25 protein-coding genes are annotated in these 23,080 nt (G+C 72.1%); 11 read left to right on the top strand and 14 right to left on the bottom strand.

Annotated features, from left to right (window positions below; all coding sequences use genetic code 11):
* Positions 1–16 precede the first annotated feature (16 nt).
* The gene (locus AC6JBM_RS40650; protein ID WP_497979125.1) at positions 17–601 is read right to left on the bottom strand and encodes a heme-binding beta-barrel domain-containing protein; all 585 of its coding nucleotides are present in this window, start codon (positions 599–601) and stop codon (positions 17–19) included.
* Positions 598–702 (bottom strand): small membrane protein MtfM, encoded by a 105-nt coding sequence (mtfM, locus tag AC6JBM_RS40645; RefSeq protein WP_350612303.1) that lies wholly within the window; start codon positions 700–702, stop codon positions 598–600. Before mtfM ends, AC6JBM_RS40650 begins: the two co-directional genes overlap by 4 nt.
* 12 nt (positions 703–714) lie before the next feature.
* Here mtfM and AC6JBM_RS40640 point away from each other — a divergent pair, with 12 nt between their 5' ends.
* Complete coding sequence (locus AC6JBM_RS40640) at positions 715–1,089, top strand: DsrE family protein (RefSeq protein WP_350612302.1); 375 nt, start codon at positions 715–717, stop codon at positions 1,087–1,089.
* A gap of 80 nt (positions 1,090–1,169) precedes the next feature.
* On the opposite strand, the gene AC6JBM_RS40635 is transcribed toward AC6JBM_RS40640, so the two are convergent.
* The 6 genes from AC6JBM_RS40635 to AC6JBM_RS40610 form a co-directional block, all read right to left on the bottom strand.
* Positions 1,170–1,955: a hypothetical protein gene (locus AC6JBM_RS40635; RefSeq protein ID WP_497979124.1), complete on the bottom strand. Its 786-nt coding sequence runs from the start codon at positions 1,953–1,955 to the stop codon at positions 1,170–1,172.
* 77 nt (positions 1,956–2,032) lie between these two features.
* Positions 2,033–2,341 carry a DUF1416 domain-containing protein gene (locus AC6JBM_RS40630; protein WP_497979123.1) on the bottom strand — a complete coding sequence of 103 codons (309 nt, stop codon included), beginning with the start codon at positions 2,339–2,341 and terminating at the stop codon, positions 2,033–2,035.
* Between the two features lie 17 nt (positions 2,342–2,358).
* Positions 2,359–3,210 carry a sulfurtransferase gene (locus tag AC6JBM_RS40625; protein WP_497979122.1) on the bottom strand — a complete coding sequence of 284 codons (852 nt, stop codon included), beginning with the start codon at positions 3,208–3,210 and terminating at the stop codon, positions 2,359–2,361.
* A 203-nt stretch (positions 3,211–3,413) separates the two neighbouring features.
* Positions 3,414–3,488 (bottom strand): Ms5788A family Cys-rich leader peptide, encoded by a 75-nt coding sequence (locus AC6JBM_RS40620; RefSeq protein ID WP_345301109.1) that lies wholly within the window; start codon positions 3,486–3,488, stop codon positions 3,414–3,416.
* Between the two features lie 49 nt (positions 3,489–3,537).
* Positions 3,538–4,305, bottom strand: a complete 768-nt coding sequence (locus tag AC6JBM_RS40615) for an LmeA family phospholipid-binding protein (protein ID WP_497979121.1) — start codon at positions 4,303–4,305, stop codon at positions 3,538–3,540.
* Positions 4,306–4,428: 123 nt separating this feature from the next.
* Positions 4,429–5,433 (bottom strand): hypothetical protein, encoded by a 1,005-nt coding sequence (locus tag AC6JBM_RS40610; protein ID WP_497979120.1) that lies wholly within the window; start codon positions 5,431–5,433, stop codon positions 4,429–4,431.
* Between the two features lie 288 nt (positions 5,434–5,721).
* Between AC6JBM_RS40610 and AC6JBM_RS40605 the strand changes: the two genes are divergently transcribed.
* The 6 genes from AC6JBM_RS40605 (at position 5,722) to pstB (ending at position 11,668) form a co-directional block, all read left to right on the top strand.
* Positions 5,722–6,423, top strand: a complete 702-nt coding sequence (locus AC6JBM_RS40605; RefSeq protein ID WP_433082893.1) for a winged helix-turn-helix transcriptional regulator — start codon at positions 5,722–5,724, stop codon at positions 6,421–6,423.
* A 24-nt stretch (positions 6,424–6,447) separates the two neighbouring features.
* Complete coding sequence (gene mshD, locus AC6JBM_RS40600) at positions 6,448–7,410, top strand: mycothiol synthase (protein WP_497979119.1); 963 nt, start codon at positions 6,448–6,450, stop codon at positions 7,408–7,410.
* Between the two features lie 256 nt (positions 7,411–7,666).
* Complete coding sequence (gene pstS, locus AC6JBM_RS40595) at positions 7,667–8,782, top strand: phosphate ABC transporter substrate-binding protein PstS (protein ID WP_497979118.1); 1,116 nt, start codon at positions 7,667–7,669, stop codon at positions 8,780–8,782.
* Positions 8,783–8,794: 12 nt separating this feature from the next.
* Complete coding sequence (gene pstC / locus AC6JBM_RS40590; RefSeq protein ID WP_497979117.1) at positions 8,795–9,787, top strand: phosphate ABC transporter permease subunit PstC; 993 nt, start codon at positions 8,795–8,797, stop codon at positions 9,785–9,787.
* Complete coding sequence (gene pstA, locus AC6JBM_RS40585; protein WP_497979116.1) at positions 9,787–10,875, top strand: phosphate ABC transporter permease PstA; 1,089 nt, start codon at positions 9,787–9,789, stop codon at positions 10,873–10,875. The genes pstC and pstA overlap by 1 nt, the downstream gene beginning before the upstream one ends.
* 16 nt (positions 10,876–10,891) lie before the next feature.
* Entirely contained in the window at positions 10,892–11,668 is a 777-nt protein-coding gene (gene pstB / locus AC6JBM_RS40580; RefSeq protein WP_350612292.1) for a phosphate ABC transporter ATP-binding protein PstB, read from the top strand.
* Between the two features lie 17 nt (positions 11,669–11,685).
* On the opposite strand, the gene AC6JBM_RS40575 is transcribed toward pstB, so the two are convergent.
* On the bottom strand, positions 11,686–12,459 hold the full coding sequence (locus AC6JBM_RS40575; RefSeq protein WP_497979115.1) for an NUDIX hydrolase: 774 nt from the start codon (positions 12,457–12,459) through the stop codon (positions 11,686–11,688).
* Between the two features lie 9 nt (positions 12,460–12,468).
* Positions 12,469–12,921 carry a hypothetical protein gene (locus tag AC6JBM_RS40570; protein ID WP_497979114.1) on the bottom strand — a complete coding sequence of 151 codons (453 nt, stop codon included), beginning with the start codon at positions 12,919–12,921 and terminating at the stop codon, positions 12,469–12,471.
* 32 nt (positions 12,922–12,953) lie between these two features.
* Between AC6JBM_RS40570 and AC6JBM_RS40565 the strand changes: the two genes are divergently transcribed.
* Genes AC6JBM_RS40565 through AC6JBM_RS40555 form a run of 3 tightly spaced genes read left to right on the top strand, consistent with a single transcriptional unit; the run spans position 12,954 to position 16,332 of the window.
* Entirely contained in the window at positions 12,954–13,931 is a 978-nt protein-coding gene (locus AC6JBM_RS40565) for a Gfo/Idh/MocA family protein (RefSeq protein ID WP_497979113.1), read from the top strand.
* A 49-nt stretch (positions 13,932–13,980) separates the two neighbouring features.
* On the top strand, positions 13,981–14,307 hold the full coding sequence (locus tag AC6JBM_RS40560) for a hypothetical protein (protein ID WP_433082910.1): 327 nt from the start codon (positions 13,981–13,983) through the stop codon (positions 14,305–14,307).
* A 24-nt stretch (positions 14,308–14,331) separates the two neighbouring features.
* Positions 14,332–16,332, top strand: coding sequence for a M91 family zinc metallopeptidase (locus tag AC6JBM_RS40555; RefSeq protein ID WP_497979112.1), 2,001 nt, complete (start codon positions 14,332–14,334; stop codon positions 16,330–16,332).
* On the opposite strand, the gene AC6JBM_RS40550 is transcribed toward AC6JBM_RS40555, so the two are convergent.
* From AC6JBM_RS40550 to AC6JBM_RS40535, 4 genes are all read right to left on the bottom strand, one after another.
* Positions 16,329–17,342 carry an inorganic phosphate transporter gene (locus AC6JBM_RS40550; RefSeq protein ID WP_497986638.1) on the bottom strand — a complete coding sequence of 338 codons (1,014 nt, stop codon included), beginning with the start codon at positions 17,340–17,342 and terminating at the stop codon, positions 16,329–16,331. The two genes, AC6JBM_RS40555 and AC6JBM_RS40550, sit on opposite strands and share 4 nt — an antisense overlap.
* A 2-nt stretch (positions 17,343–17,344) precedes the next feature.
* On the bottom strand, positions 17,345–17,971 hold the full coding sequence (locus AC6JBM_RS40545) for a DUF47 domain-containing protein (protein WP_497979111.1): 627 nt from the start codon (positions 17,969–17,971) through the stop codon (positions 17,345–17,347).
* Between the two features lie 117 nt (positions 17,972–18,088).
* Complete coding sequence (locus AC6JBM_RS40540) at positions 18,089–19,057, bottom strand: PI-PLC domain-containing protein (RefSeq protein WP_497979110.1); 969 nt, start codon at positions 19,055–19,057, stop codon at positions 18,089–18,091.
* A 1,258-nt stretch (positions 19,058–20,315) separates the two neighbouring features.
* Positions 20,316–20,816 (bottom strand): DUF402 domain-containing protein, encoded by a 501-nt coding sequence (locus AC6JBM_RS40535; RefSeq protein ID WP_497979109.1) that lies wholly within the window; start codon positions 20,814–20,816, stop codon positions 20,316–20,318.
* A gap of 174 nt (positions 20,817–20,990) precedes the next feature.
* Here AC6JBM_RS40535 and AC6JBM_RS40530 point away from each other — a divergent pair, with 174 nt between their 5' ends.
* The gene (locus tag AC6JBM_RS40530; protein WP_497986637.1) at positions 20,991–22,946 is read left to right on the top strand and encodes an ATP-dependent DNA helicase; all 1,956 of its coding nucleotides are present in this window, start codon (positions 20,991–20,993) and stop codon (positions 22,944–22,946) included.
* Positions 22,947–23,080: the final 134 nt, after the last annotated feature.

Genomic DNA, 23,080 nt, shown 5'->3' with positions numbered 1-23,080 from the left:
GTCCACGGCACTAAATCTAGCCCGCCACCCGCTCGAGCCGGGCGGACAGGTGGACCTGCAGTGGCTGGCCCATCGCCGCCAGGTCGAACGTGTAGAGCAGCGCGCCCTCGACGATGCCGTAGAGCCGCTGGCCGCCCCGCACCTCCTTGGCCGTGCCGGTGCGCCCGACGCCGTCCGTGGCCATCTGCCACTGGGTGGTGGTGCGCGCCTGCCCGGTGTAGAGCTCGACGATCCCCGTGGGCGCGGACAGCAGCACCTCGAGCTCGTCGGTGGCCTTGTCGTCCACGATCACCGGCCGCCACCAGCCGACCTCGCGCTGCGAGGGGCGGATCGGGTTCGCGTCGGCGTCGATGATCCACGAGCGCGACTCGTAGAACAGGAACGGCCGCCCGTCGTGGCTGAACCGGATCTCCTGGCCGTAGTGGAAGCCCTCGATCGTCGGGTAGTCGCCCTGACCCCGGCCGCGCCACACGCCGACGAGCGGCAGCAGCCCCAGCAGGGCCGGGTGCAGGTCCGGCCCCGATCGCAGGTCGTGCGTCTCCTCATACGGATACTCACCGACCTGGGCGAGCCCCGCCCACGGCGGCTGCACGTCAGTCACCAACGCCCCCTCGACACCCGAACCGCAAGATAGACCAGTCCGCCGGCCAGCGCGCCCATCCCGGCGACCAGCAGGCTCACGAACCCGATCTCCGTAACCATCACGCGAATCCTATGCTGCGGAGCATGGCCCGTTCTCTCGTCGTCAAGGCAACCGCCGGTTCGGACGCCCCGGAGCGATGCTCCCAGGCCTTCACAGTGGCCGCGACCGCCGTCGCCGGCGGCGTCGCGACCTCCCTGTGGCTCACCGGCGAGTCGGCGTGGTTCGCCGTGCCGGGCCGCGCCGCCGAGTTCGAACTGCCGCACGCGGCGCCGCTGCCGGACCTGCTGGAGGCGATCCTGGCCGGCGGCTCGGTGACGGTGTGCACGCAGTGCGCCGCCCGGCGTGGCATCGGCCCGGACGACGTCCTGCCGGGCATCCGCATCGCGGGAGCCGCGGCGTTCGTCGAGGAGGCGCTCCAGGAAGGCGCCCAGGCGCTCGTGTATTGACCGGCAGTTCATGGCTCGGGTCCGCGTCAGTAACTGACCGTCGCTCCCGCCAGGAATCCCGGCGTCCGGGGGTGGTTTTTTCAGCAGCCGGCCGACGCGCTCACGAGGAGCGCGTCGCCGTCCTTGCGCAGGACGACCCCGGCGGCGCCGGCGCGGTAGGCGAAGACCTTCTCGGTGTCGAGCACCACGGCCGCGGCCGGCACCGAGGCCCGCGCCGCGGCGCCGTCGCCCGAGGTGACGGCCTCCACGGTCCGCAGCGCCCCGCACGCCGGCGAGGTGAGCCGGTGCGCGCGCCAGTCCGAGGCGGGCCTGCCCAGCGTGTCGAGCACGGCCTGGACCGGTGCCCGGTCGCCGTCCGGCGACGGGGGCGTGGCCTCCCGCACCGCCGCCTGCTGCACCCGGCACCCCGTGTCCGCGCTGAAGCGCAGGATGCCCGGCTCGGTCACCGAGCCCCGCACCGCCACGAAGTTCCCGGCGTCGGCGCTGAGCAGGTCGGTCGTCCCGTTGTGGGCGACGTTCGCCTGGTACTGGGCCGGCAGCGCCGCGCGCACGCGGTCGAGGGTGGCGGCCTCGTCGTCCTTGTGGACGTACACCATGAGCTCCCGGCTGAACCGGGTGCCCTCCCGGGCCGTGGTCACCCGGCAGCTCGCCTCGGTGCGCCGGTATCCGCCGAGCGCGACGACCGACGCGGCCGGGTCGAGCGCGGCGTAGATCCGCCCGAGCGCGGTGTCCACGGTCGGCAGCGCGTCGGCGATCGTGGTCTGCTCGCGGGCGGTGGGCGGGTCGCTGGAGGACGAGTACAGCGCGAACCCGGCCACGACCACGGCCCACGCGACGAGCCCGGTGACGATCCAGCGACGCTTCACGGCCGCCATCCTCGCAGCCACAATGTGAGACGCCGCCCGCCGGGCCGGGCCCGGCGAGCGGCGTCACGCAACGCGGGTCAGCCGACGGTGACGGCGACCTCGTTGATGCCGCGGTCGGCGGCGAGGGTCGCGTCGCCGTTGCCCTGGCGGGACAGGGCGCGCAGCGTCCAGGTCCCGGGGGCGGCGAAGAAGCGGAACTGCCCGGCCGGCGAGGTGACGACCTCGGCCGTGAACTCGCCGGTGGCGTCGAGCAGGCGCACGTAGGCGCCCGCGACCGGGTCGGCGCCGGAGCGGACGACCCCGGTGATCACGGTCTCCTTCTCCACGTCGACGGACGCGGGCAGCGGGGCGCTCTGGTCGGGCGCGGCGCAGCTGTCAGTGCTCACGATGCGGGTTCCCCTTCTCAGGCCTGGCCGGGCTCGTCGCCCAGCGCCACCGGCACGCCGACCAGCGAGCCGTACTCGGTCCACGAACCGTCGTAGTTGCGCACGTCGGAGTGGCCGAGGATCTCCTTGAGCACGAACCAGGTGTGCGAGGAGCGCTCGCCGATGCGGCAGTACGCCACCGTCGGCTTGCTGTTGTCCAGGCCCGCGGCCCCGTAGATCTCGGCCAGCTCGGCGTCGGACTTGAAGGTGCCGTCCTCGTTCGCGGCCTTGCTCCACGGCACCGAGATCGCGGTCGGGATGTGGCCCGGGCGCTGCGCCTGCTCCTGCGGGAGGTGCGCCGGGGCGAGGAGGCGGCCGGCGTACTCGTCGGGGGAGCGCACGTCGACCAGGTTCGCCACGCCGATCGCCTTGACGGCGTCGTCGCGGAACGCGCGGATCGACAGGTCCTGGTCGTGCGCGGCGACGTAGTTCGTGGCCGGGCGGCTGACCTCTTCCTTGTTCAGCGGGCGGGCGTCGAGCTCCCACTTCTTGCGACCGCCGTCGAGCAGCTTCACGTCGCCGTGGCCGTAGAGCTTGAAGTACCAGTAGGCGTAGGCGGCGAACCAGTTGTTGTTGCCGCCGTAGAGCACGACCTGGTCGTCGTTGCCGATGCCCTTGCTGGACAGCAGCGCCTCGAACTGCTCCTTGTTGACGAAGTCCCGGCGGACCTGGTCCTGCAGCTCGGTCTTCCAGTTGATCCGGACGGCGCCGGGGATGTGACCGCCGTCGTAGGCGGTGGTGTCCTCGTCGACCTCGACGAACACGACGCCGGGGGTCTCGATGTTCTCCTCGGCCCAGTCGGCCGTGACCAGGGCGGATTCGCGACTCATGGGTGTTGCCTCTCCCAGGAACGAGTGGTGGGTTCGAGTCGGCACACGGGCATGCAGCCGCGCGCGACCCGAGGGGGACGGATCACGGTTTCGGCGATGGGTCAGTCTCAGATGCCTGCGGAGAAGAGCTCGCGGGCCAGACCCATCGGTCTGGGGCGCCGCTGCCTCGAGCCGTTAGAAGAGCACGCTGCAGGGCCGCACCACTAGGGGCGGCAACACAGGCAGGTGGCCACGCGGCACAGGTCGACCGCGCGCCGCTTCGTGAGCAGCATGCTCATAGTCCGAGAGCCTAGCATCGCCGAGCGTGCCCGCCCAGGGTCCGCCGCGTCACTGCCCCGTAAGCTTGACGTCCGCGGCCGAGGCCGTGACCTGCAGGCCGGCGTCGGTCGTCTGCACCGAGTTGATCACCAGGTTGTAGGGCAGGCCGGGCAGCTTGACGGTGACCTGCAGCCTGTTCTGGTACTGCTTGATCAGCGAGTTGACCTGCGGCGGCAGGTTGCCCTTGTCGGTCGTGACCGACTCCAGCTTGAGCAGGATCTTGCCGGTCTCCACGACCATCGAGCCCAGCGCGATCAGCGTGACCCTGACCCCCTGGAAGGCCAGCGGCACCCGCATCTCGATCTTGTTGTTGACCACCTTGAGGTCGACGTTCGAGGGGTCGATCGAGGACGGCAGCCCGGCGACCTCCAGCAGCGGCCGCACGTTGTCCCAGCTCATGGACGCGTTGCCGGCCACCACGCCGGCCACCACGTCGCCCTTGCCGTTCATGAGGTCCCGCGCGTCGGCCTTCACCGAGCGGGCCTCGACCGTGAGGGTGTCGAGCTTGACGTTGTTCAGCTGCGGCTTCGTGAGGGAGATGGTGATCTTCTTGTACTCCCCGGCGAGCACCTGCGTGAGGAACGGCCACCCCGTGATGTCCACCTTCGGCTCGCCCTCGTACTTCACGTCCTTCGCGGCCAGCTGCGCCTTGGTCTCCTGCGTGATCCGGTCCTCGGCCGCCCCGGCCGCGATCCGGTCCACCACGACGAACACCCCGACCAGAATGATCGCCAGCACGACCAGCACGATGCCGATCTTGGCCCCTCGCCTCGCCACTGACACTCCCTCCGACCGCGGTTGCACCGCTCGTACCCAAGCACGAGGATTTCGTACCGCCGCAACAGATGACACGGGGCGCGCGGGGAATGGCGCGAATCCGCGACCGCGATCGACGTATGACTACAGCAGAAGCAGGACGCTTGCCACATATGCCGCCGGCGCGGCGAAGGCCATGGCGCCGATCGGGCCCTGGATGTGCCGGGCGAGCCACAGCGCCGGCTCGTCGCCGTCGATGATCCGGCTGGCCTCGGCGTAGCCGACCGACAGGTCCACCATCACCGCCACGATCGCGGTCGCCAGCCCGGCCAGGGCGCTGGGCAGCGGGCTGAGCCCGTCGAGGTAGTTGCCGATCGCGCCGGCCGCGGCCGTGCCGACCATCGTGCCCAGCACGACCCCGGCGCCGCCGCGGGGCACCTGGGGCGCGATGCGGGGCAGCGCGGCGATCGAGTCGGCGAAGCGGGCGATGAACAGCGCGATGCCCGCGGCCGCGAGACAGGCCACGATCGCCTGGGTGCCCTTCGGGCTGCGGCCGAGCACCACCAGGCTCGCGAAGGAGACGACGCCCAGGGTCACGACCAGCGACGAGCCGAGCGACTCGGTCACCCGCTGGCGGCCCGCCGGGCGGGTGAGCTGGCCGACGACGCCGATGATGAACCCGGCCGCGGTGACGTAGGCGAGCGGGGCCAGCGACGCCGGCCGGGTGAAGACCGCGGCCGCGTCGGTGCCCAGCGCCACCGCGATGCCCACGGTGCCGACCACCCGCGGGGCCGGCGGCCGGCTCGCCATGGTCCAGACGGCGACGAAGAGCGCCTGGACGCCGAAGACCACCACGGCGTAGGACTCGTGCCGGGTCTGCGCGCCCACGATGAGCGCGATGGCGACCAGGGCCGCGAAGCCCGCCACGCCCAGGGAGACCCAGCGGCGCACCGGCGGCAGGGGCGCCTGCCGCTCCTGCCGCTCCTCGGGCGGGGAGTCCTCGTCACCCGGACGGGGGTCACTCTCCGAGCGCTGTCCGTCACCGCCGCGCCCGTTCGGGCCCGCATCGCGGCGGCGGCGACGGGCGGCCGGCTCGGTGGCCTGTGGCCAGGCGCCGAAGTCCTCGGCGGGCGGCGGGGATGCGGGCACGCACCGATCGTGCCAGAAAGGACCGGATCCGGGCTCGGCGGGGAGCACGTGGCCGCGTCGAGCGGGCAAACCGCCATACCATGTCGGCGGAAACGGTGGGGTGTGGCTCAGCCAACTGTCCCGAACTGCGTTTCGACCGGTCGCAAAACGTGAATACTCCGATATTCTCGTCGGGGATACACCCACAACCTCCCGTCAGAGTTGCCGGGACGCTAGCGAGCCGCCGCCCTACTCAGGGGCGCCACAGCGCCCCAGACGAGAGGTGCGCCGCGGCCACGGAGGTGACTCGTGGAGATTCTGCTGCTGACCGCGGCGCCCGCGGGACAGGTGGTCCTGCCGGGCCTCGACCTGCTGCCCCACACGGTGCGCACCGCCCCCCGTGACGTCCGCACGCTCGTGAGCGGCCCCAGCCCCGACGCCGTCGTGGTCGACGCCCGCACCGAGCTCGCCGACGCCCGCGCCACCTGCCGCATGCTGCACGCCACCGGGCTGGGCGTGCCCCTGCTCGCCGTGGTCACCGAGGCCGGCCTGGTCGCGCTGCACGCCGACTGGGGCCTCGACGACGTCATCCTCGCCACCGCGGGCCCGGCCGAGATCGAGGCCCGGCTGCGCCTGGCGGTCGGGCGGCTCAACTCCGCCGCGGCGGCCAGCGGCGGCATGATCAAGGCCGGCGAGCTGACGATCGACCCGGACACGTATGCCGCGAAGCTCAAGGGCCGCCCGCTCGACCTCACCTACAAGGAGTTCGAGCTGCTGAAGTTCCTGGCCCAGCACCCGGGGCGGGTGTTCACCCGCGACCAGCTGCTGCGCGAGGTCTGGGGCTACGACTACTTCGGCGGCACCCGGACCGTGGACGTGCACGTCCGGCGGCTGCGGGCCAAGCTCGGCTCGGAGTACGAGTCGATGATCGGCACCGTGCGGCAGGTCGGATACAAGTTCGTCGTCCCGCCGTCGCGCCCGCTGCACGACTCGGAGCCGGTCCGGGTCTGAAGATCTTCCGGCTAGATTGATCGGATGATCCCCTCGACTGCGGTGCGCCGCGCCGATCGACTGGCCCCGGACCAGGTGGAGCAGGTGCTCGCCCTCATGCGGGCGGCCGGCGACACCGATGGCGCGCTGCCGTTGTCCGAGCACGTGGTGCTGCACCTCCGGCACGGGGGTGAGGCGCCGGCCGTACACCTGCTGGCTCTTGACGACGCGGAAACCGTCGTCGGCTATGCCCACGTGGACACGACCGACGAGGTCGAGGGCGCGTCGGCGGAGCTCGTCGTGCACCCGCTGCACCGCCGGCACGGCCTCGGGCGCGCCCTGGTCACCGCGGCGATGGAGGTCGCGGACGAGCGCGCCGGCGGCCGGCTGCGGCTGTGGGCGCACGGGGACCACCCGTCGGCGTCGGCGCTGGCCATCCGCCTGGGCTTCGACCGGGTCCGGGTGCTGTTGCAGCTGCGGCGTTCGCTCTTCGCGCCGCTGGACGAGGTCGTGCTGCCGGAGGGCGTACGGCTGCGAGCCTTCGAACCCGGCCGGGACGACGAGGCCTGGCTCGCCCTGAACGCGGCCGCGTTCGCCGAGCACCCCGAGCAGGGCAAGTGGACCCTGGAAGACCTGCACGTCCGGCTCCGCGAGCCGTGGTTCTCCGCGGCCGGGTTCCTGCTCGCGGAGCGCGAGTCCGACGGCGCGCTGCTCGGCTTCCACTGGACCAAGGTCCACGGCGAGCAGCACACCCACCCCCACGAGGAGGGTGAGCCGCACGCGCACGAGCCGATCGGCGAGGTGTACGTTCTCGGCGTGGCCCCCGGCGCGCACGGCGGCGGCCTCGGCCGGGCGCTGACCCTGGCCGGGCTCTGGCACCTGCGCAATCGGGGACTCGCCCAGGTCATGCTCTACGTGGACGAGAGCAACACCCGCGCCGTCGCGCTCTACCAGCGGCTCGGCTTCGTCCGGTGGTCGAACGACGTGTCGTTCCAACGCGCGCTGTGAGTGACACCGCGCACCGGTGATCACGGGATAAATGCGGACACCAGGCATCACCGCTGGGCAGTTCACCCAATGGCCAACTCGCCTCCGACCAGCCGTCATCTGCGGAGAGTGACCTGTTCACCCCGCGTTCACCCTTCTCCAGAGACGTGTTTCCCTGCCCCTTTTAGCGTCGCTTGCAGTCGACGACCTGCGTCGGCCTTCCGACTACCTCCCCAGGCAACCGGAAGACGGATACATCCCCGACGAAGGGACCGCAGTGAACTTCAAGCGGCACGGCCTCATCGCCGGCATCGCGCTCACCGCGACGCTCGCGCTCGCCGCGTGCGGCTCGGACAACGAACCGACGACTTCGGCGTCGGGCGGCGCTTCCGGTGGTACCGGCAGCGACGTCGCGTGCGCGAGTGGCACCCTTACCTCGCAGGGCTCCAGCGCCCAGGGCAACGCGATGGCCGAGTGGGCGAAGGCCTACCAGCAGAAGTGCTCCGGCGCTCAGGTCAACTACCAGGCGACCGCCTCGGGCGCGGGCATCACGGCGTTCCAGGGCGGCACGGCCGACTTCGCCGGCTCCGACTCCTCGCTCAAGGCCGGCGACGAGCAGACCAAGGCCGCGGCCCGCTGCGGCGGCGCCCCGGCGCTCAACCTGCCGATGGTGACCGGCCCGATCGCGATCGCCTACAACCTCGACGGTGTCAAGGACCTCCAGCTCAAGCCGGAGACCATCGCGAAGATCTTCGCGGGCACGGTCAAGACCTGGGACGACGCCGCGATCAAGGCCGACAACCCGAGCGCCACGCTCCCGTCGACCGCGATCCTCGCCGTGCACCGCGGTGACTCCTCCGGCACCACGGAGAACTTCACCAACTACCTGACCCAGACCGCGCCGAGCGTCTGGACCTTCGGCAAGGACAAGGTCTGGAAGGCGCCGGGCGGCTCGGGCGAGCAGAAGTCCGACGGTGTCGCCGGCGCGATCAAGAAGACCGCGGGCGCCATCGGCTACGTCGAGTGGTCGTTCGCCAAGACCAACGCCCTGGCCACCGCCAAGGTCGGCAACGGTGCGGGCGAGTTCACCGCGCTGACCGGCGAGGCCGCCGGCAAGACCATCGCGGGCGCCAAGGTCACCGGCACCGGCGACGACCTGGCCATGACGATCGACTACTCCACCAAGGAGGCCGGGGCCTACCCGATCGTCCTGGTGACCTACGAGATCGTCTGCAGCAAGGGCAACGCGGCCGACAAGCTGCCGCTGCTCAAGGGCTTCCTCGGCTTCACCTCCAGCAAGGACGGCCAGGCGCAGCTCGACAAGCTGGGCTACGCCCCGCTGCCCGAGACGGTTCGCGCGAAGGTCGAAGCCTCCGTCAAGAACCTGGCCTGACAGGAAGCATCGTTGAGCCAGACGACTCTGCCCGCCACCTCCGCCGGTTCGTCCGGCGGGGGTGGCGGTCTTCCGCCGCGCAAGCGGTTCAGCGGAGACATGCTCTTCCGCGGAACCGCGACGGCCGCCGGCTCGATGGTGCTCGTCATCATCGCGGCCATCGCCATCTTCCTGCTCGTCAAGGCGATCCCGGCCATCAGCAAGGACACCGAGAACTTCCTCACCTACAAGGAATGGTTCACCGACGGCGACCAGCCGAAGTTCGGTGTCGCGGCGACCGCCTTCGGCACCGTGCTGACCGCCGTCATCGCGCTGCTCCTGGCCGTTCCGGTGGCCCTGGGCATCGCGCTGTGCCTGTCGCACTACGCCCACCGGCGGGTCGCCACCACCCTGAGCTTCATCATCGACCTGCTCGCGGCGGTCCCGAGCGTCGTGTTCGGTCTGTGGGGTCGTGACTACTTCTACGAACCCATCGCCAACTTCAGCAAGTGGCTGCACGACGTGGCCGGCTGGATCCCGATCTTCGGCAGCAACGGCCCCTACGGCAAGTCGGTCCTGCTGGGCTCGGTCGTGCTGGGCATCATGATCCTGCCGATCGTCACCTCCCTGTCCCGCGAGGTGTTCCTGCAGACCCCGCCGGAGAACCAGGAGGCGGCCCTCGCGCTCGGCTCGACCAAGTGGGAGATGATCCGCACCGCGGTCATCCCCTACGGCCGCGCCGGGATCATCGCCTCCGTCATGCTCGGCCTCGGCCGCGCGCTGGGCGAGACGATCGCGCTGGCCCTGACCCTCGGCAGCGTCTTCGCCGTGAACTTCGACCTGCTCGGCCCCGGCGGCGTCACCATCGCCTCCAACATCGCCAGCCGGTTCGGCGAGGCCAACGAGTTCGGCCGTAGCGCGCTCATCGCCTCCGGCCTCGTGCTGTTCGCCATCACGCTCGTCGTCAACATGGCCGCCCGCGCGATCGTGTACCGGCGCCGTGAGTTCGTGGGAGGCTCCGCGTAATGGCCGTCGAGACCCCCGTTCGCAGCCTGGGCGTGCAGGACGCGTCCCAGCTGAAGGCCAAGACCCTGCCGACGTGGTCGCACTGGGCGGTCGCGGTGGCGGCGATCGTGCTGTCCTACGTCCTGATCAACCTCACCGGCGCCGGCGGCATGGTCCTCACCGGCGTCGTCGCGGCGGTGCTGTTCGTGATCCTCATGGGGGTCGCGGCGGCCGTGGTCGAGGGCGGCCGGTCGGCCCGCAACCGCATGGCGACCGTGCTCATCTACGGCGCGTTCATCCTCGCCCTGCTGCCGCTGGTCTCCGTCGTGTGGACCCTGATCACCAAGGGCAGCGACCGCCTGGACGGCAACTTCTTCAACACGTCGATGAACAACATCGGCCCCTTCGACTCCAACGGCGGCGCGTACCACGCCATCATCGGCACGATCGAGCAGGCGGGCATCGCCACGCTCATCACCGTGCCGCTGGGCATCCTGGGCGCGATCTACATCGTCGAGTACGGCCGCGGCTTCTTCGCCAACGTGATCCGCTTCTTCGTCGACGTCATGACCGGTATCCCGTCGATCGTGGCGGGTCTGTTCATCCTGTCGTTCTGGGTCTTCACGATCACGCCGCTCTACAGCTCCGACGGCTTCGCCCACTACTCGGGCTTCGCCGCCGGCCTCTCGCTGAGCGTGCTCATGCTGCCGACCGTCGTGCGCTCCAGCGAGGAGATGCTGCGGCTCGTGCCGACGGCGCTCCGCGAGGGCTCCTACGCCCTCGGCGTGCCGAAGTGGAAGACGATCATCAGCATCGTGCTGCCCACCGCCGGCCCCGGCATCGTCACCGGTGTCATGCTGGCCGTGGCCCGGGCCTGTGGCGAGACCGCGCCGGTCCTGCTCGTGGCGGGCGGCGCCTCCGCCATCAACTTCAACCTGTTCGACGGCAACCAGTCGTCCCTGTCGCTGTTCGTCTACCAGCAGGCCGGCGTCGCCTCGGAGTTCGCTCCGGGCCGGGCCTGGACGGCGGCGCTCACCCTGGTCGTTCTCGTGCTGGTCCTCACCGTCGCGGCGAAGCTGCTCGCCCGCCGAAACAAGCTCGCCCGATAATCACTGGAGCGCCAACATGGCAAAGCGGATCGAAGCCCACGGCGTCACCTCGTACTACGGATCGTTCAAGGCGATCGACTCCGTGTCGATGACGATCGAGCCCAAGTCGGTCACCGCCCTGATCGGCCCGTCGGGTTGCGGCAAGTCCACGTTCCTGCGGTCGATCAACCGCATGCACGAGGTCCTGCCCAACGCTCGGATCGAGGGCCAGCTCCTGATCGACGGGCAGAACATCTACGACCGCGACGTCGACGTCACGGCCGTGCGCCGGATGATCGGCATGGTCTTCCAGCGGCCGAACCCCTTCCCGACGATGTCGATCTTCGAGAACGTCGTCGCCGGCCTGCGCCTCAACGGCGTGCGCAAGAAGTCGGTGCTGGAGGAGGTCGCGGAGAAGGCGCTGCGCAGCGCCAACCTCTGGAACGAGGTCAAGGACCGGCTCGGCCGCCCCGGCGCGGGCCTGTCCGGCGGTCAGCAGCAGCGGCTCTGCATCGCCCGCACCATCGCGGTCGAGCCGCAGGTCGTGCTGATGGACGAGCCCTGCTCGGCCCTCGACCCGATCTCCACGCTCGCGATCGAGGACCTGATCACCGAGCTGAAGAACCAGTTCACGATCGTCATCGTCACGCACAACATGCAGCAGGCGGCCCGCGTGTCGGACCGCACCGGCTTCTTCTCGATCGACAAGACCGGGGAGCCGGGCCGGCTCATCGAGTACGACGACACGGCGAAGATCTTCACCAACCCCTCGGTGAAGAAGACCGAGGACTACATCACCGGCCGCTTCGGCTAGGCCCCAGGCCGGGCAGATCACGCGGTAGGGCGGATGGCGTCGGCCGGGTCCCGGTCCGGCGCCGCCGCCAGCGCCGCCTCGATGCCGCCGGCTCCCGAGAACTCGGCCAGCTCCAGCAGGGTGTGACGGGTCGGCGGCAGCATCGTGTAGCGGCCGTCGGCCGCCTCGGCCGGCGAGCACCACACGGTGGCGTCGGCCTCGCCGCCCACGTCCCGGGTCACCTGGCCCTCGGGCAGCTGGGCGAGGAAGAAGTACGTGTCGAAGCGCCGCGGCTCGAACTCCGGCGTGACCCAGCGCGACCACGGGGCCAGCAGGTCGCTGCGCAGGACGAGCCCGTTGCCGCTGAGGAACTCGGCGAAGCCCAGCTCCCGGGCGATCAGCGCCAGCCGCGCCGCCTCCCAGTCCGGCCCGCTCACGTCGCCGACCACGGTGTCCGCGTCGGCGCCGGCCAGCAGCACGCCGGACTCCTCGAACACCTCGCGCACGGCCGCGCAGACCACCGAGCGGGCCACCGACTCCTCCAGCCGCAGGCGCGCCGCCCACTGCGCCGGGCTCGGCCCGGCCCAGTCCGGCAGCACGGCCGCGTCGCGCGGGTCGACGCCGCCGCCCGGGAAGACGTACCTCGAGGCCGCGAACGCCATCGTCGGCACCCGGCGCAGCAGGTAGGCCTCGAACGGCTCCCGCAGCAGCACGACGGTGCTGGCCAGCCGCGGCTCGGGCGCCTGCTTCCCCGACGCGGCGAACTCGCGGGCCATCTCGGCCATCCGGGGCGGAAGCTTGAACTCGACCATGAACCTACGTTAAGGGGTGGCCTCGTGGCCGGGGCGGCCGTGGGTGCGCCGCTGCTCCTTCATCTCCGCCTCGAACAGGTGCCGGCGCCCCCCGGCCAGCTGCTCCCGGGCCTGCCGGTCGAGGTCCTTGAACAGCGCGTAGTACCCGTCGTCGAACTCCTCCACCAGCTGGAACGTCCACCGCCCGGCGATCACGTTGCGCCCGACGAGCTCGCGGCTCACCCGATCGGCCAGCTCCCCGTGCCCCGCCGTGCGCAGCAGGTCCACGGCGTCGTCGAGCATCAGGTCGGCGTGCCCGATGAGCTGGTGCAGGTCGTAGAGGCGGCCCCGGGCCCGCTCCACGGTCTCGAGGGCCTCGCTGAGCTTGCCGAGCGCCTCGACCGTCCGGTCCGAGACGCCGGCGGGACGGGTGTGCTCGGCGTCCGGGCCGGCCGCGTCCCCATGGTTGTTCCCATCGTTCATGACCTCAGTACATACCCACCTAAGCTACGGCCATGAGTGATCGCATCCGCTGGGGCATCCTGTCGACCGGCTCCATCGCCGCCACGTTCGCCGAGGACCTCCGGCTGCTGCCGGATGCGGAGCTGGCCGCGGTGGGATCCCGCACCACCGAGTCCGCCGAGCGCTTCGCGGCGGCCCACGGCGCCGCCCGGGCCCACGGCTCGTGGCAGGCGCTCGTCGAGGACCCCGGGGTGGACGCGATCTACGTCGCCACCCCGCACAGCGCGCACTACGAGGCCTCGATGCTGGCGCTGCGGGCCGGCAAGGCGGTGCTGTGCGAGAAGCCGTTCACGCTCGACGTCGCCGAGTCCGAGGAGATGGTGGCGACCGCGCGCGACTCCGGGGTGTTCCTCATGGAGGCCATGTGGATGCGGTGCATCCCCGCGATCCGCAAGATGGCCGAGCTCGTGCGCGACGGGGCGATCGGCGACCCGGTCTCGGTCCACGCCGACTTCGGCATGCAGGGCCCGTTCCCGGAGACCTCGCGGCTGCGCGACCGGAAGCTGGGCGGGGGAGCGCTGTACGACGTCGGGATATACCCCGTGACGTTCGCGCACCTGTTCCTGGGCGCCCCGGCCGCGGTGCGGGCCTGGGCCCGGATGAGCGCCGGGGGCGTGGACGAGAACACGGGGATGCTGCTGGGGTACGACTCCGGCGCCATCGCCGCCCTGACCTGCTCGCTGCTCGGGGACACCGCCCGGACCGGCACCGTCACGGGCACGCTCGGGCGCATCGACGTGCGGCGGGACTTCTTCCACCCGCACGGGTTCACCCTCTGGCGCCAGGGCGAGACGGAGAAGTTCGACCTGCCGTACGAGGGCAAGGGCTACCAGTTCGAGGCGGCCGAGGTGCACCGCTGCCTGCGCGAGGGGCTGCTCGAGAGCCCCCTGATCCCGCTCGGCGAGACGCTGGACATCCTGCGACTGCTGGCGGAAATTTCCGGAATTATCGGACTTGACTATTCAAGCTGAGGACTGAACGGGGCGGACGCGGCGTCCCGTCCTCGCTACGGTGCGGCGTATGGCTCAGGAGCTCCGGGCCGACCCGGACGCATTGATGACGCTCGCCGCCGCCTGCCTGGCCGCGGCCGACACGCTCGGCGAGCACTACCGCACCGGGCTGGGTGAGCTGACCCTGCCCGCCGACGCCTTCGGGGACACCCGGGCGTCGGCGGCGCTGGCCGGCACCGCCGCCGCGATCGGCGCCCAGGCCCAGAAGGCCGTCTCGGCACACGTCGACATCCTCGAGGAGGACGCCGACGCGCTGCTGCAGACGGCCTTCGCGTATCTGGCCGCCGACCGGCAGGCCGCCCAGACCGTGGGCAACGCGCGGCGAGCGCCGCTCTGACGCAACGACACACGGGGGATCTTCATGGTGCAGACGGTTGAGTCGTCCGCCGTCACGGTGGACGACATCTGGGAGCTGGCCGCGCGGCCGGAGCTGCTCGGGCGGGCCGCGACGGCCTGGCGGGCGGTGGTCGCCGACGTGCGGGCCGCCCACGACAGGCTCGGCGGCGCCGCGGCCCGGGTCGTCGGCGGCGACTGGGAGGGCGAGGCCGCCGACGGATTCCGGGGGCATTGGCGGCAGTACAGCGACAGCCTGAACGACCTCGAGGGAGTCCTCGCGGACACCGCCACGGCGCTGGACGGCGCGGCGGCCCTGCTGCGCGGCGGGCAGAACCAGCTCGCCGACGCGTTCGCGCGCGCCGCCGGGGTGCCGCACCGGCGCGGCGGCGGCAGCGTCACGTTCACGCCGGCCGACGCGGCCCAGGCCGAGGCGGTCCGCGCCGCGGTCGCCGAGGCCGGCGAGATCCGGGCCGACCTCGAGCAGGGGCTGGCCGCCCAGCGCTCGGCCCTGGCCCGGGCGCGGGCCCGCTGGGAGGTGCTCGCCGCGGTCTGGGCCCCCGTCATCGGCCGGACGTTCGCGGCCTGGACCCCGCCGCCAGCCGCCGGCGGGGTCGACGCGCACCTCGTCGGCGACCTCTTCGTGGTGGAGGCGACCGGCGCCGCGGACAGCGTCGTGGTCGAGGACGGCCACGTGACCGTGAACGGCCGGCGGCTCACCATCCCGCCCGGCGCCCGGCTCGTGCTGCGCACCGGCGACGGCGACGACACCGTCACGGTCGGCGGCGCCGCGGGCGTGACCGTGCTCGGCGGCGACGGCGACGACCGGCTCCGCGGCGGGGCCGGCGACGACGTGCTCATCGCCGGGATGGGCGTGGACACGGTCAGCGGCGGGGCGGGCGCGGACCGGGTCAGCCTCGGCGCCATGGTGACCGCGACCCAGACGCCGCCGAAGGGCGCCACCGAGCGGGCCGACCTCGGCGACGGCGACGACCGGCTGTGGGGCAGCCAGGGCGCCGACACCACCGACGGCGGGGTCGGGGCCGACCTGCTCTTCGGCGGCGAGGGCGCCGACCGGCTCGGCGGCGGGGCCGGCGACGACGTCCTGGCCGGCGGCGGGGACGACGACCGGCTCCTCGGCGGGGACGGCTTCGACCTGCTCGACGGCGGCGACCACCGCGACTACCTCGACGGCGGCGCCGGCGACGACCGGCTCGAGGGCGGCCGCGGCGACGACACGCTCTACGGCGGCGACGGCTCCGACGTGCTGCGCGGCGGCGAGGGCGCCGACTTCGCCGACGGCGGCGCCGGTGACGACCTGGTCGCCGGGGACGACGGCGCCGACGTGCTCTCCGGCGGCCGCGGCGACGACCGGCTCGACGGCGGCGACGGGGACGACGTGGCCTACTCCGGCGCCGGGCGCGACACCGTGACCGGCGGGGCCGGCGCCGACACGCTCTACGGGCAGGGCGAGGACGCCGCCGCCGGGGTCGAGCGGATGACCGCGACCGGGGACGACGACCTGACCGGGTTCATCACGGTGGGCGGCGACGCGCAGTACCAGGCCCGGGTGCACGCCGACCTCGACCTGCTCACCGCCTCGCCCGCGGGCCGGGCGATGCTCGCCGACCTGCGCGCCTCCGGGCAGCGGCTGCACATCGAGCCGCTCGACGAGCTCAACGGCCACGCGAGCTACGACGACGGCGTGCCGGTCATCACGTACAACCCGGCCTACGACGCCCGCACCCCGGTCACGACGCTGTTCCACGAGATGGCGCACATCTACGACTACGAGCACGACACCGACGACGGCGCCGCCTACGACCAGGGCAGCGGGCCCGACCACCAGTACCCGGGCGGGCCCGCGGTGCCGAACTTCGAGCGCCAGGCGGTCGGGCTGCCGATCGACGACGACGGCGACCCGGCCACGCCCGACCGCATCGACCCCGACCACCCGCTGCTGTTCACCGAGAACGGCCTGCGCGGCGAGATGGGCCTCGGCGACCGGCAGCGGTACGGGTCGGCCTAGAAGAGCGCGTGGGTCAGCAGGTAGGCCACGATCGCGATGACCGCGGCGGCCGGGAACGTCAGCACCCAGGCGATCACGATGTTCCCGGCCACCTGCCAGCGCACCGCCGACAGGCGCTTCGTCGCGCCGACGCCCATGATGGCCGAGGTGATGCTGTGCGTGGTCGAGATCGGCAGGCCCAGCTGCGAGGTGGTGAACAGCACGCCGGCCGCGACCGTCTCGGCCGCGAAGCCCTGCGGCGGGTCGAGGTCGATGACCTTGCGGCCCAGGGTGCGGATGATGCGCCAGCCGCCCGAGTAGGTGCCGAGGGCCAGCACCGTCGAGCAGGCCAGGAACACCCACTGCGGGATGTCCTTCTTGTCGGCGTGGTAGCCGCCGGTGTAGAGCGCGAGCACGATGATGCCCATCGTCTTCGCGGCGTCCTGCATGCCGTGGCCGACCGCCATCGCCGCGGCCGAGACCGTCTGCGCGCGGCGGAAGCCGCGGCCGAGCACCCGGGGGTTCGCGCGCCGGAACGTCCACATGATGGCGACCATGAGCAGGCCGCCCAGCAGGAAGCCGACCACCGGCGAGGCGACCATCGGCACCAGGACCTTGCTCACGATGCCGGACCAGAGCACCTTCGAGTCGAGGCCGAACCACACGGCGCAGATCGAGGCCCCCACCAGGCCGCCGAACAGCGCGTGGGAGGACGAGGAGGGCAGCCCGAAGTACCAGGTGATGAGGTTCCAGGCGATGGCGCCGATGACGCCGGCGAAGACGATGCCGAGCCCGTCCAGGCCGGTCGGCGGGTCGATGATGCCCCCGCCGACGGTCGCGGCGACGTGGCCGCCCAGGTGCGCGCCGATGAAGTTGCCGAGCGCGGCCATGATCAGCCCGGCGCGCGGGGTGAGCGCGCGGGTCGAGACCGAGGTGGCGATGGCGTTGGCGGCGTCGTGAAAGCCGTTGGTGTAGTCGAAGACCAGCGCCACCACGATGACGGCGAGGACTGCGACGAGCTGTGCGCTGATGGCTACGACTCCTTGACCACGATGGTCTCGACCGTGTTGGCCACGTGCTCGAACGCGTCGCAGGCCGCCTCGAGCTCGTCGACGACCTCCTTCATCTTGAGCACGGTCAGCGCGTCGTACTCGCCGGAGAAGAGGCGGACCAGCGCCATGCGGTACGCGCTGTCGCCGTCGTTCTCCAGGCGGTTGCACTCCACCCAGTAGGGCTCCAGGTCCTTCATGGACTTCAGCCGGGGCATGGCCTCGGCGGTGAGCCGGGACTGCTGGTCGAGCACCTTCACGATCTCGTGGATCTCGCGGGGCAGCGACGGGAGCTTGGTGAGGCCGTAGAGGTACAGCAGGCTGCCCACCGCCTCCAGGTGGTCCATCACGTCGTCGAGCAGCGACCCGAGGCGATAGATGTCCTCGCGGTCGAAGGGCGTGATGAAGCTGGAGTTGATCTTCTTGTACAGCTCGTGCGTGATCGCATCGCTGTCGTGCTCGACCTCGACGAGGCGCTCGCTGATCGACTGCACGTCGGCCCCGGGGAGGGCGAGCTCGGAGAGCAGCTCCGTGCCCTTGACGAGGTTCTGCGCCGCGCGGCTGAAGAACTCGTAGAACGAATCGTCGCTAGGACGCAGCCTGAACCGCACAGTCGACCTCGTTACCTCATCGAAGGAAACCCCGTACCCCTGAAGCGTGAATGTTAAGGCGCACGCCCCGTGGTCGTCGCAGTGAGATCCCTCGCACGCTGCGCGTTCATCTCTCGTTTACCTTGAGTTCACCTCTGGCGCCGCGGCGTACCGGACCGGTGCCGCACGGTGTTTGTAGGTCCGCTGGACCGGCTTGCGCAGGAAGCGGGCGAGCGCGCCCCGGTGCCGGCTGGCGATCACGTCGACCTCGGCCGCGCGCATCTCCCGCCAGAACGCGTTGCGCACCGGCCGCGGCCCGTCGGGCACGTCGGCGAACCGTACGCGCCGCCCGTCGGCGTGCGCGGCGCGCACGAGCGAGCGCAGGATGTGCCGCGCCTCGGCCGGGAACTCGGGCCACTCCTCCTGCGCGTCGAACCCGAGCCGGGTCGCGAGCGACTCGGTGACGAACGGCGCGACGCCGACGGGCAGGCCGCCCGGCTCCAGGTCGCTGAAGCGCCCTTCGAGGAAGGCATATCGCTCGTACGCCCCCAGCAGGTCGGCCCGCGACCAGTGCGCCCCCGTGAGCACGACGGTGATCGCGCCGGGGACCACGCGCCCGCCCAGGAACTGCGTGAGGATCGGCGCGTGCGGTCGCAGGAGACGGTCGAGCGTCTCGTACTCGCGGCCCTCGGCCCGGGTGGCCCCGGTCTCCGGGTCGGGCTCGGGTTCGGCGCGCACCATGAGCAGGAACGGCTCGGCCCGCCGCGCGTGCACCCGCCCGAGCGGATTCCCGGCGACGCGGGTCGCGAGCGGGGTGAGCACGGCCTGGTCGAACGTGGGCGGGGGCTCGCCGGGCGGCATCGCGCAGGTGAGCCGCAGCGTCGGAGTGGTCGTGTCCGGGTCGATGCGGACCCCGACCTCGACGCCGGCGAAGCCCGCGCGCGCGGCCGTGGCCGCGGGGTCGACGGGCCCGTCGAGCGCGACGAAGAGCCCGTTGGCGAGGTACGGCCGGCCGCGGCGAACCCGGGAGGCGGCGATCGCGCCCACCACCCCGCACGTCGCCAGCCCGGCGAGTCCAACGGCGACGGTCGCCAGGGCGTTGTCCATGGGAAAAATGGTACTTAACGCACATTTCGCACGCGCGCGAACTGGTCGAATCTTCGGCTCGGCGGTGTGGCTTCCTACTTCCGGGCCGCCGGTCGCTTTGGCGGCCTGCTCCCGGCCGCCGTTCTTGAGCGCGGAGGCCGTGGGGTCTGCGCCTGGCGGTTGGCGGCTTTCGTTGCGTTTTCGTCGCGTTGCGGCGATCCGGGCCTCCTCGGGTGCCCTGTCGCCGGCGCGGCCCGCTGCTGATCAACGCCCGCCTCTGCGGGTCGCCTCGTGGCTCGAAGCCGTTGGTGGCGCCGCTCGACTGGCGGCTGGCGGCTGGTCGGGCGCGCGTCGCTGCGACTTGGCGCAGCTCGCCGTGGACCGTCCTGCCGTTGCCGATCTTGGGTCGACGGCCGCAAGATCCGCGACGGTCGCCCACGTCGGCCGCGCGCCTTGCCCCCGCGCGCCTTGCCCCCGCGCGCCTTGCCCCCGCGCGCCTTGCCCCCGCGCGCCTTGCCCCGGCGCGTCTTGCCCCCGCGCAGCCGCCGCGTGCCCGTCCGACATGCCCGCGCGTGCGCGGCCGTCCGACACAACCGCCGTGTGCCGCGCCGTGCGCCCGTCCAGCGCGCCCGCCGCGCGCTTCGTCTCCGCGCCGCCGTCGCGCGCCGCGCGCCCGTCCAGTGCGCCCGCTGTGCGTCGCGGCGCCCGTCCAGCGCGGGCGGCACGTTGGCTGCGCCCACCGTCAGCCGCCCGCAGCTGCGCGCTGTGCCAGCGGCCACTCGTCCACCCCGCCTTGCGACGGGCGCCGACGCTCGCGCGCCGGATGCCGACCGCCTCGCGCAGCCGATCAGCGATTCCGCCGCGACCACCGATCGCCCTCGCGTGGCCGACCAGCGATCCCGCCGTGGCTGCCGACCGTCCCGCGGCGTCCGGCCTCGACCGCCGTGAGCCGTTCGTGTCCGAAGCGCCCCGCGGCAGCACATCCGGCGACAGCGTGCCCCCGCGACGGCACGCCCCGCAACAGCGCGACGCCCTCGTCACGGCGCGGGTGCCCGCGCCGGCGCTCGAACGACGATCGGACGCGGTCCGAGTCGCGGCCGGCCGAACTCACCGCGCTCGTCGAACCTCATCGCCGGCATCGACAACTAACTCGAGCCGGATGCCACTCTCGTGGACGTGCAAGCGAGGCGGGTGCGTGCCGTTCCGTTATCCCTTACGCTAACACACGCATCCAAGTTGATCACATCAATTGTTACGCTGGGTGTGCAAGGAGTCGCGTTTACGTGACCTCGTTCAGCCACCGATGGTACGCCGTGCCGAAGGGCTCCACGTGCCCGCTCACGGCGCCCATCAGCCAGTCCGCGCTCGCCAGAGCCGAGGTCACGACGTCGGCCGGGTACTGGTAGCGCACCTGATGCACCGCGAACTCGTCCTCGTCCAGGAGGCTGACGTCGCCGTTACGCCGACGGCGTACATCCAGATCCAGGTCGATCGCGGTCACCTCGGTGTGCGTCGGCCAGTGCGGCACGCTCGTGATGTCGCAGTAGATCTCGGTGCGGGCGGGCTCGGCGTTGAAGCAGGCTGTCCACCACGTCTGGCGCGGAAAGAGCAGCACGTGCGGCGCGTCCGGGGGCCCCTTCAGGGTGGTTCCTTTGTAGATCGGCGTCGTCGCGCCGGCGCCGAGCCACACGCCGTGCTCGTCCTCGCCCAGGTACTCCGTCTCGTAGTTCCAGTGGAGCGAGCCGTCGTACTTGCGGTACACGACCCGGATGCGTTTCATGACGCTCACGGTACCGACCGGGTGCGCCGACGAATTCTGTCGTACACAAGCGGTAGCCTGCGGACCGTGACAGCCACCCCTCAAGTCCGCCGCCCCAAGCCGGAAGTGATCGATCTGCTCGCCGCGGCCGTCGGCGCGGTGCCGGACGGTGCCGAGCGCCCGGGCCAGCAGAGCATGGCGAAGGCGATCACGGCCGCGGTGGAGAAGGAGGAGCACCTGCTGGTGCAGGCGGGCACGGGGACGGGCAAGTCGCTGGCGTACCTTGTGCCGTCCCTGCTCGTCGACGGGCCCGTGGTGATCTCGACGGCCACGCTCGCCCTGCAGTCGCAGCTCGTCGACCACGACCTGCCGCGTCTGGCGGACGCGGTCGAGCCGGTGCTGGGGCGCCGCCCGACCTACGCGGTGCTCAAGGGGCGCCACCACTACGTCTGCCTGGCGCGGCTGGAGGGCACGTCCGCCGACGAGCCCGAGGATGCGCTCTTCGACGTCGGCGAGGCCCGGCCCACGAAGTGGCTCGGCGAGGCGGGCCGGCTCGGCAAGCACATCGAGCGGCTGCGCGGGTGGGCGATGGAGACCGAGACCGGGGACCGCGACGAGCTCGACCCGGGGGTGGACGACGCGGCCTGGAAGCTGGTGTCGATGCCGGCGCGCGAGTGTGTCGGGGCGCAACGGTGCCCGTACGGTGCGGAGTGCTTCGCCGAGGCGAGCCGCAGCCGGGCGCGCGAGGCGGACATCGTGGTCACCAACCACAGCCTGCTCGCCGTGGACATGCTCACCGGGCGCCAGATCATCCCGCCGCACGAGCTGCTCGTCGTCGACGAGGCCCACGAGCTCGCCGACCGGGTGAGCTCCGCCTCGCAGGCCGAGCTCACGCCGGAGACGCTGGAGCGGGCCGCGCGGCGGTGCCGGGCCTACGTCGACGACGACGTCGCCGATCGGCTCATGGAGGCCGGCGACCTGCTCACCGTCGCGCTCGCCGAGGTGCCCGCGGGCCGGGTCGTCGGGGCGCTGCCGACGGTGGTCGCCGAGGCGCTCACGCTGCTCGACGCGGGCGGGCGCAAGGCGCTCGACGCGATCGGCGAGGTGCGCGCCGACGATGCCGACCCGGTGCGCAAGCAGCAGGCCAAGACGATGATCGGCGATCTCGTGAAGGTCGCCCAGCGCATGATCGCCAACGCCGAGCACGACGTCATCTGGATCGAGCGCGACGAGCGCAGCCGCCGGGCCGTGGTCATCGCGCCGCTGTCGGTCGCGGGGACGTTGAGCAGTCACCTTTTCAGCGACCGTACCGTCGTCGCCACCTCCGCCACGCTCGCCCTCGGCGGCCAGTTCGAGACGGTCGCCCGCTCCCTCGGCCTGCCCATCGCCGTCGAGCGCCCGCCGGTCGCGGCCAGCCCCGCCCAGGAGGCGCGCGAGACGGTCGTGCGGGCCGACGAGGCGCGGGACACGGCCGGGCTCGCCTGGAGCTCGCTGGACGTCGGATCGCCGTTCGACTATGCCAAGCAGGGCATTCTGTACGTCGCTGCGCACCTTCCGAAGCCGCAGACCTCGGGCCTTTCCGAGCCCGCCGCGAACGAGATGGTGGAGCTGGTGCAGGCGCTCGGGGGCCGGGCCCTGGGCCTGTTCTCCTCCCGCAAGGCGGCCGAGCGCGCCGCGGAGGTGCTGCGCGCCCGCACGCCGGGGATCACGATCCTGCTGCAGGGCGAGGAGTCGCTGCCGATCCTCGTGCGCAAGTTCCGCGAGGACCGCAACAGCTGCCTGCTCGGCGTCATGTCCCTGTGGCAGGGCGTGGACGTGCCGGGCGACGCCTGCCAGCTGGTGATCATCGACCGGCTGCCGTTCCCGCGGCCCGACGAGCCGCTCTCGGCCGCGCGCTCCGACGCGGTGCAGTCGGCGGGCGGCTCCGGCTTCGCCGCGGTGAGCGTGCCGATCGCCGCGGTTCGCCTGGCCCAGGGGGTCGGGCGGCTGATCCGGTCACGCGGGGACAAGGGCGTCGTGGCGGTGCTGGACTCCCGTCTGGAGCACGCGTCCAGCTACGGGCCGTTCCTGCGCCGGTCGCTACCCCCGTTCTGGTACACCACCAAGCCCGAAACCGTCCGGGGAGCCCTCCGCCGCCTGGCTGCCTCGTAGCCTCGACGCCGCCGACGGGCCGGGGGCGAGCGCGGCGGGAAAGGCACTTCAGGAGTGGGGCCGGACCGGCGAGACGGGGGAGAGCGACGAGACCGGGCACGGGCAGCACCACGGCGAGCGCGCCCGGCAGCCGT

Source organism: Dactylosporangium thailandense (assembly GCF_059739745.1).
This window is presented reverse-complemented; position numbering and strand designations above follow the sequence as displayed.

Bases quoted from the DNA above. Each gene is read 5' to 3' on its own strand.
- mtfM (WP_350612303.1), bottom strand. From the start codon at position 702: ATGGTTACGGAGATCGGGTTCGTGAGCCTGCTGGTCGCCGGGATGGGC.
- AC6JBM_RS40640 (WP_350612302.1), top strand. From the start codon at position 715: ATGCTGCGGAGCATGGCCCGTTCTCTCGTCGTCAAGGCAACCGCCGGT.
- AC6JBM_RS40625 (WP_497979122.1), bottom strand. From the start codon at position 3,210: ATGAGTCGCGAATCCGCCCTGGTCACGGCCGACTGGGCCGAGGAGAAC.
- mshD (WP_497979119.1), top strand. From the start codon at position 6,448: ATGATCCCCTCGACTGCGGTGCGCCGCGCCGATCGACTGGCCCCGGAC.
- pstA (WP_497979116.1), top strand. From the start codon at position 9,787: ATGGCCGTCGAGACCCCCGTTCGCAGCCTGGGCGTGCAGGACGCGTCC.
- pstB (WP_350612292.1), top strand. From the start codon at position 10,892: ATGGCAAAGCGGATCGAAGCCCACGGCGTCACCTCGTACTACGGATCG.
- AC6JBM_RS40575 (WP_497979115.1), bottom strand. From the start codon at position 12,459: ATGGTCGAGTTCAAGCTTCCGCCCCGGATGGCCGAGATGGCCCGCGAG.
- AC6JBM_RS40570 (WP_497979114.1), bottom strand. From the start codon at position 12,921: ATGAACGATGGGAACAACCATGGGGACGCGGCCGGCCCGGACGCCGAG.
- AC6JBM_RS40565 (WP_497979113.1), top strand. From the start codon at position 12,954: ATGAGTGATCGCATCCGCTGGGGCATCCTGTCGACCGGCTCCATCGCC.
- AC6JBM_RS40560 (WP_433082910.1), top strand. From the start codon at position 13,981: ATGGCTCAGGAGCTCCGGGCCGACCCGGACGCATTGATGACGCTCGCC.
- AC6JBM_RS40555 (WP_497979112.1), top strand. From the start codon at position 14,332: ATGGTGCAGACGGTTGAGTCGTCCGCCGTCACGGTGGACGACATCTGG.
- AC6JBM_RS40540 (WP_497979110.1), bottom strand. From the start codon at position 19,057: ATGGACAACGCCCTGGCGACCGTCGCCGTTGGACTCGCCGGGCTGGCG.
- AC6JBM_RS40535 (WP_497979109.1), bottom strand. From the start codon at position 20,816: ATGAAACGCATCCGGGTCGTGTACCGCAAGTACGACGGCTCGCTCCAC.
- AC6JBM_RS40530 (WP_497986637.1), top strand. From the start codon at position 20,991: ATGGCGAAGGCGATCACGGCCGCGGTGGAGAAGGAGGAGCACCTGCTG.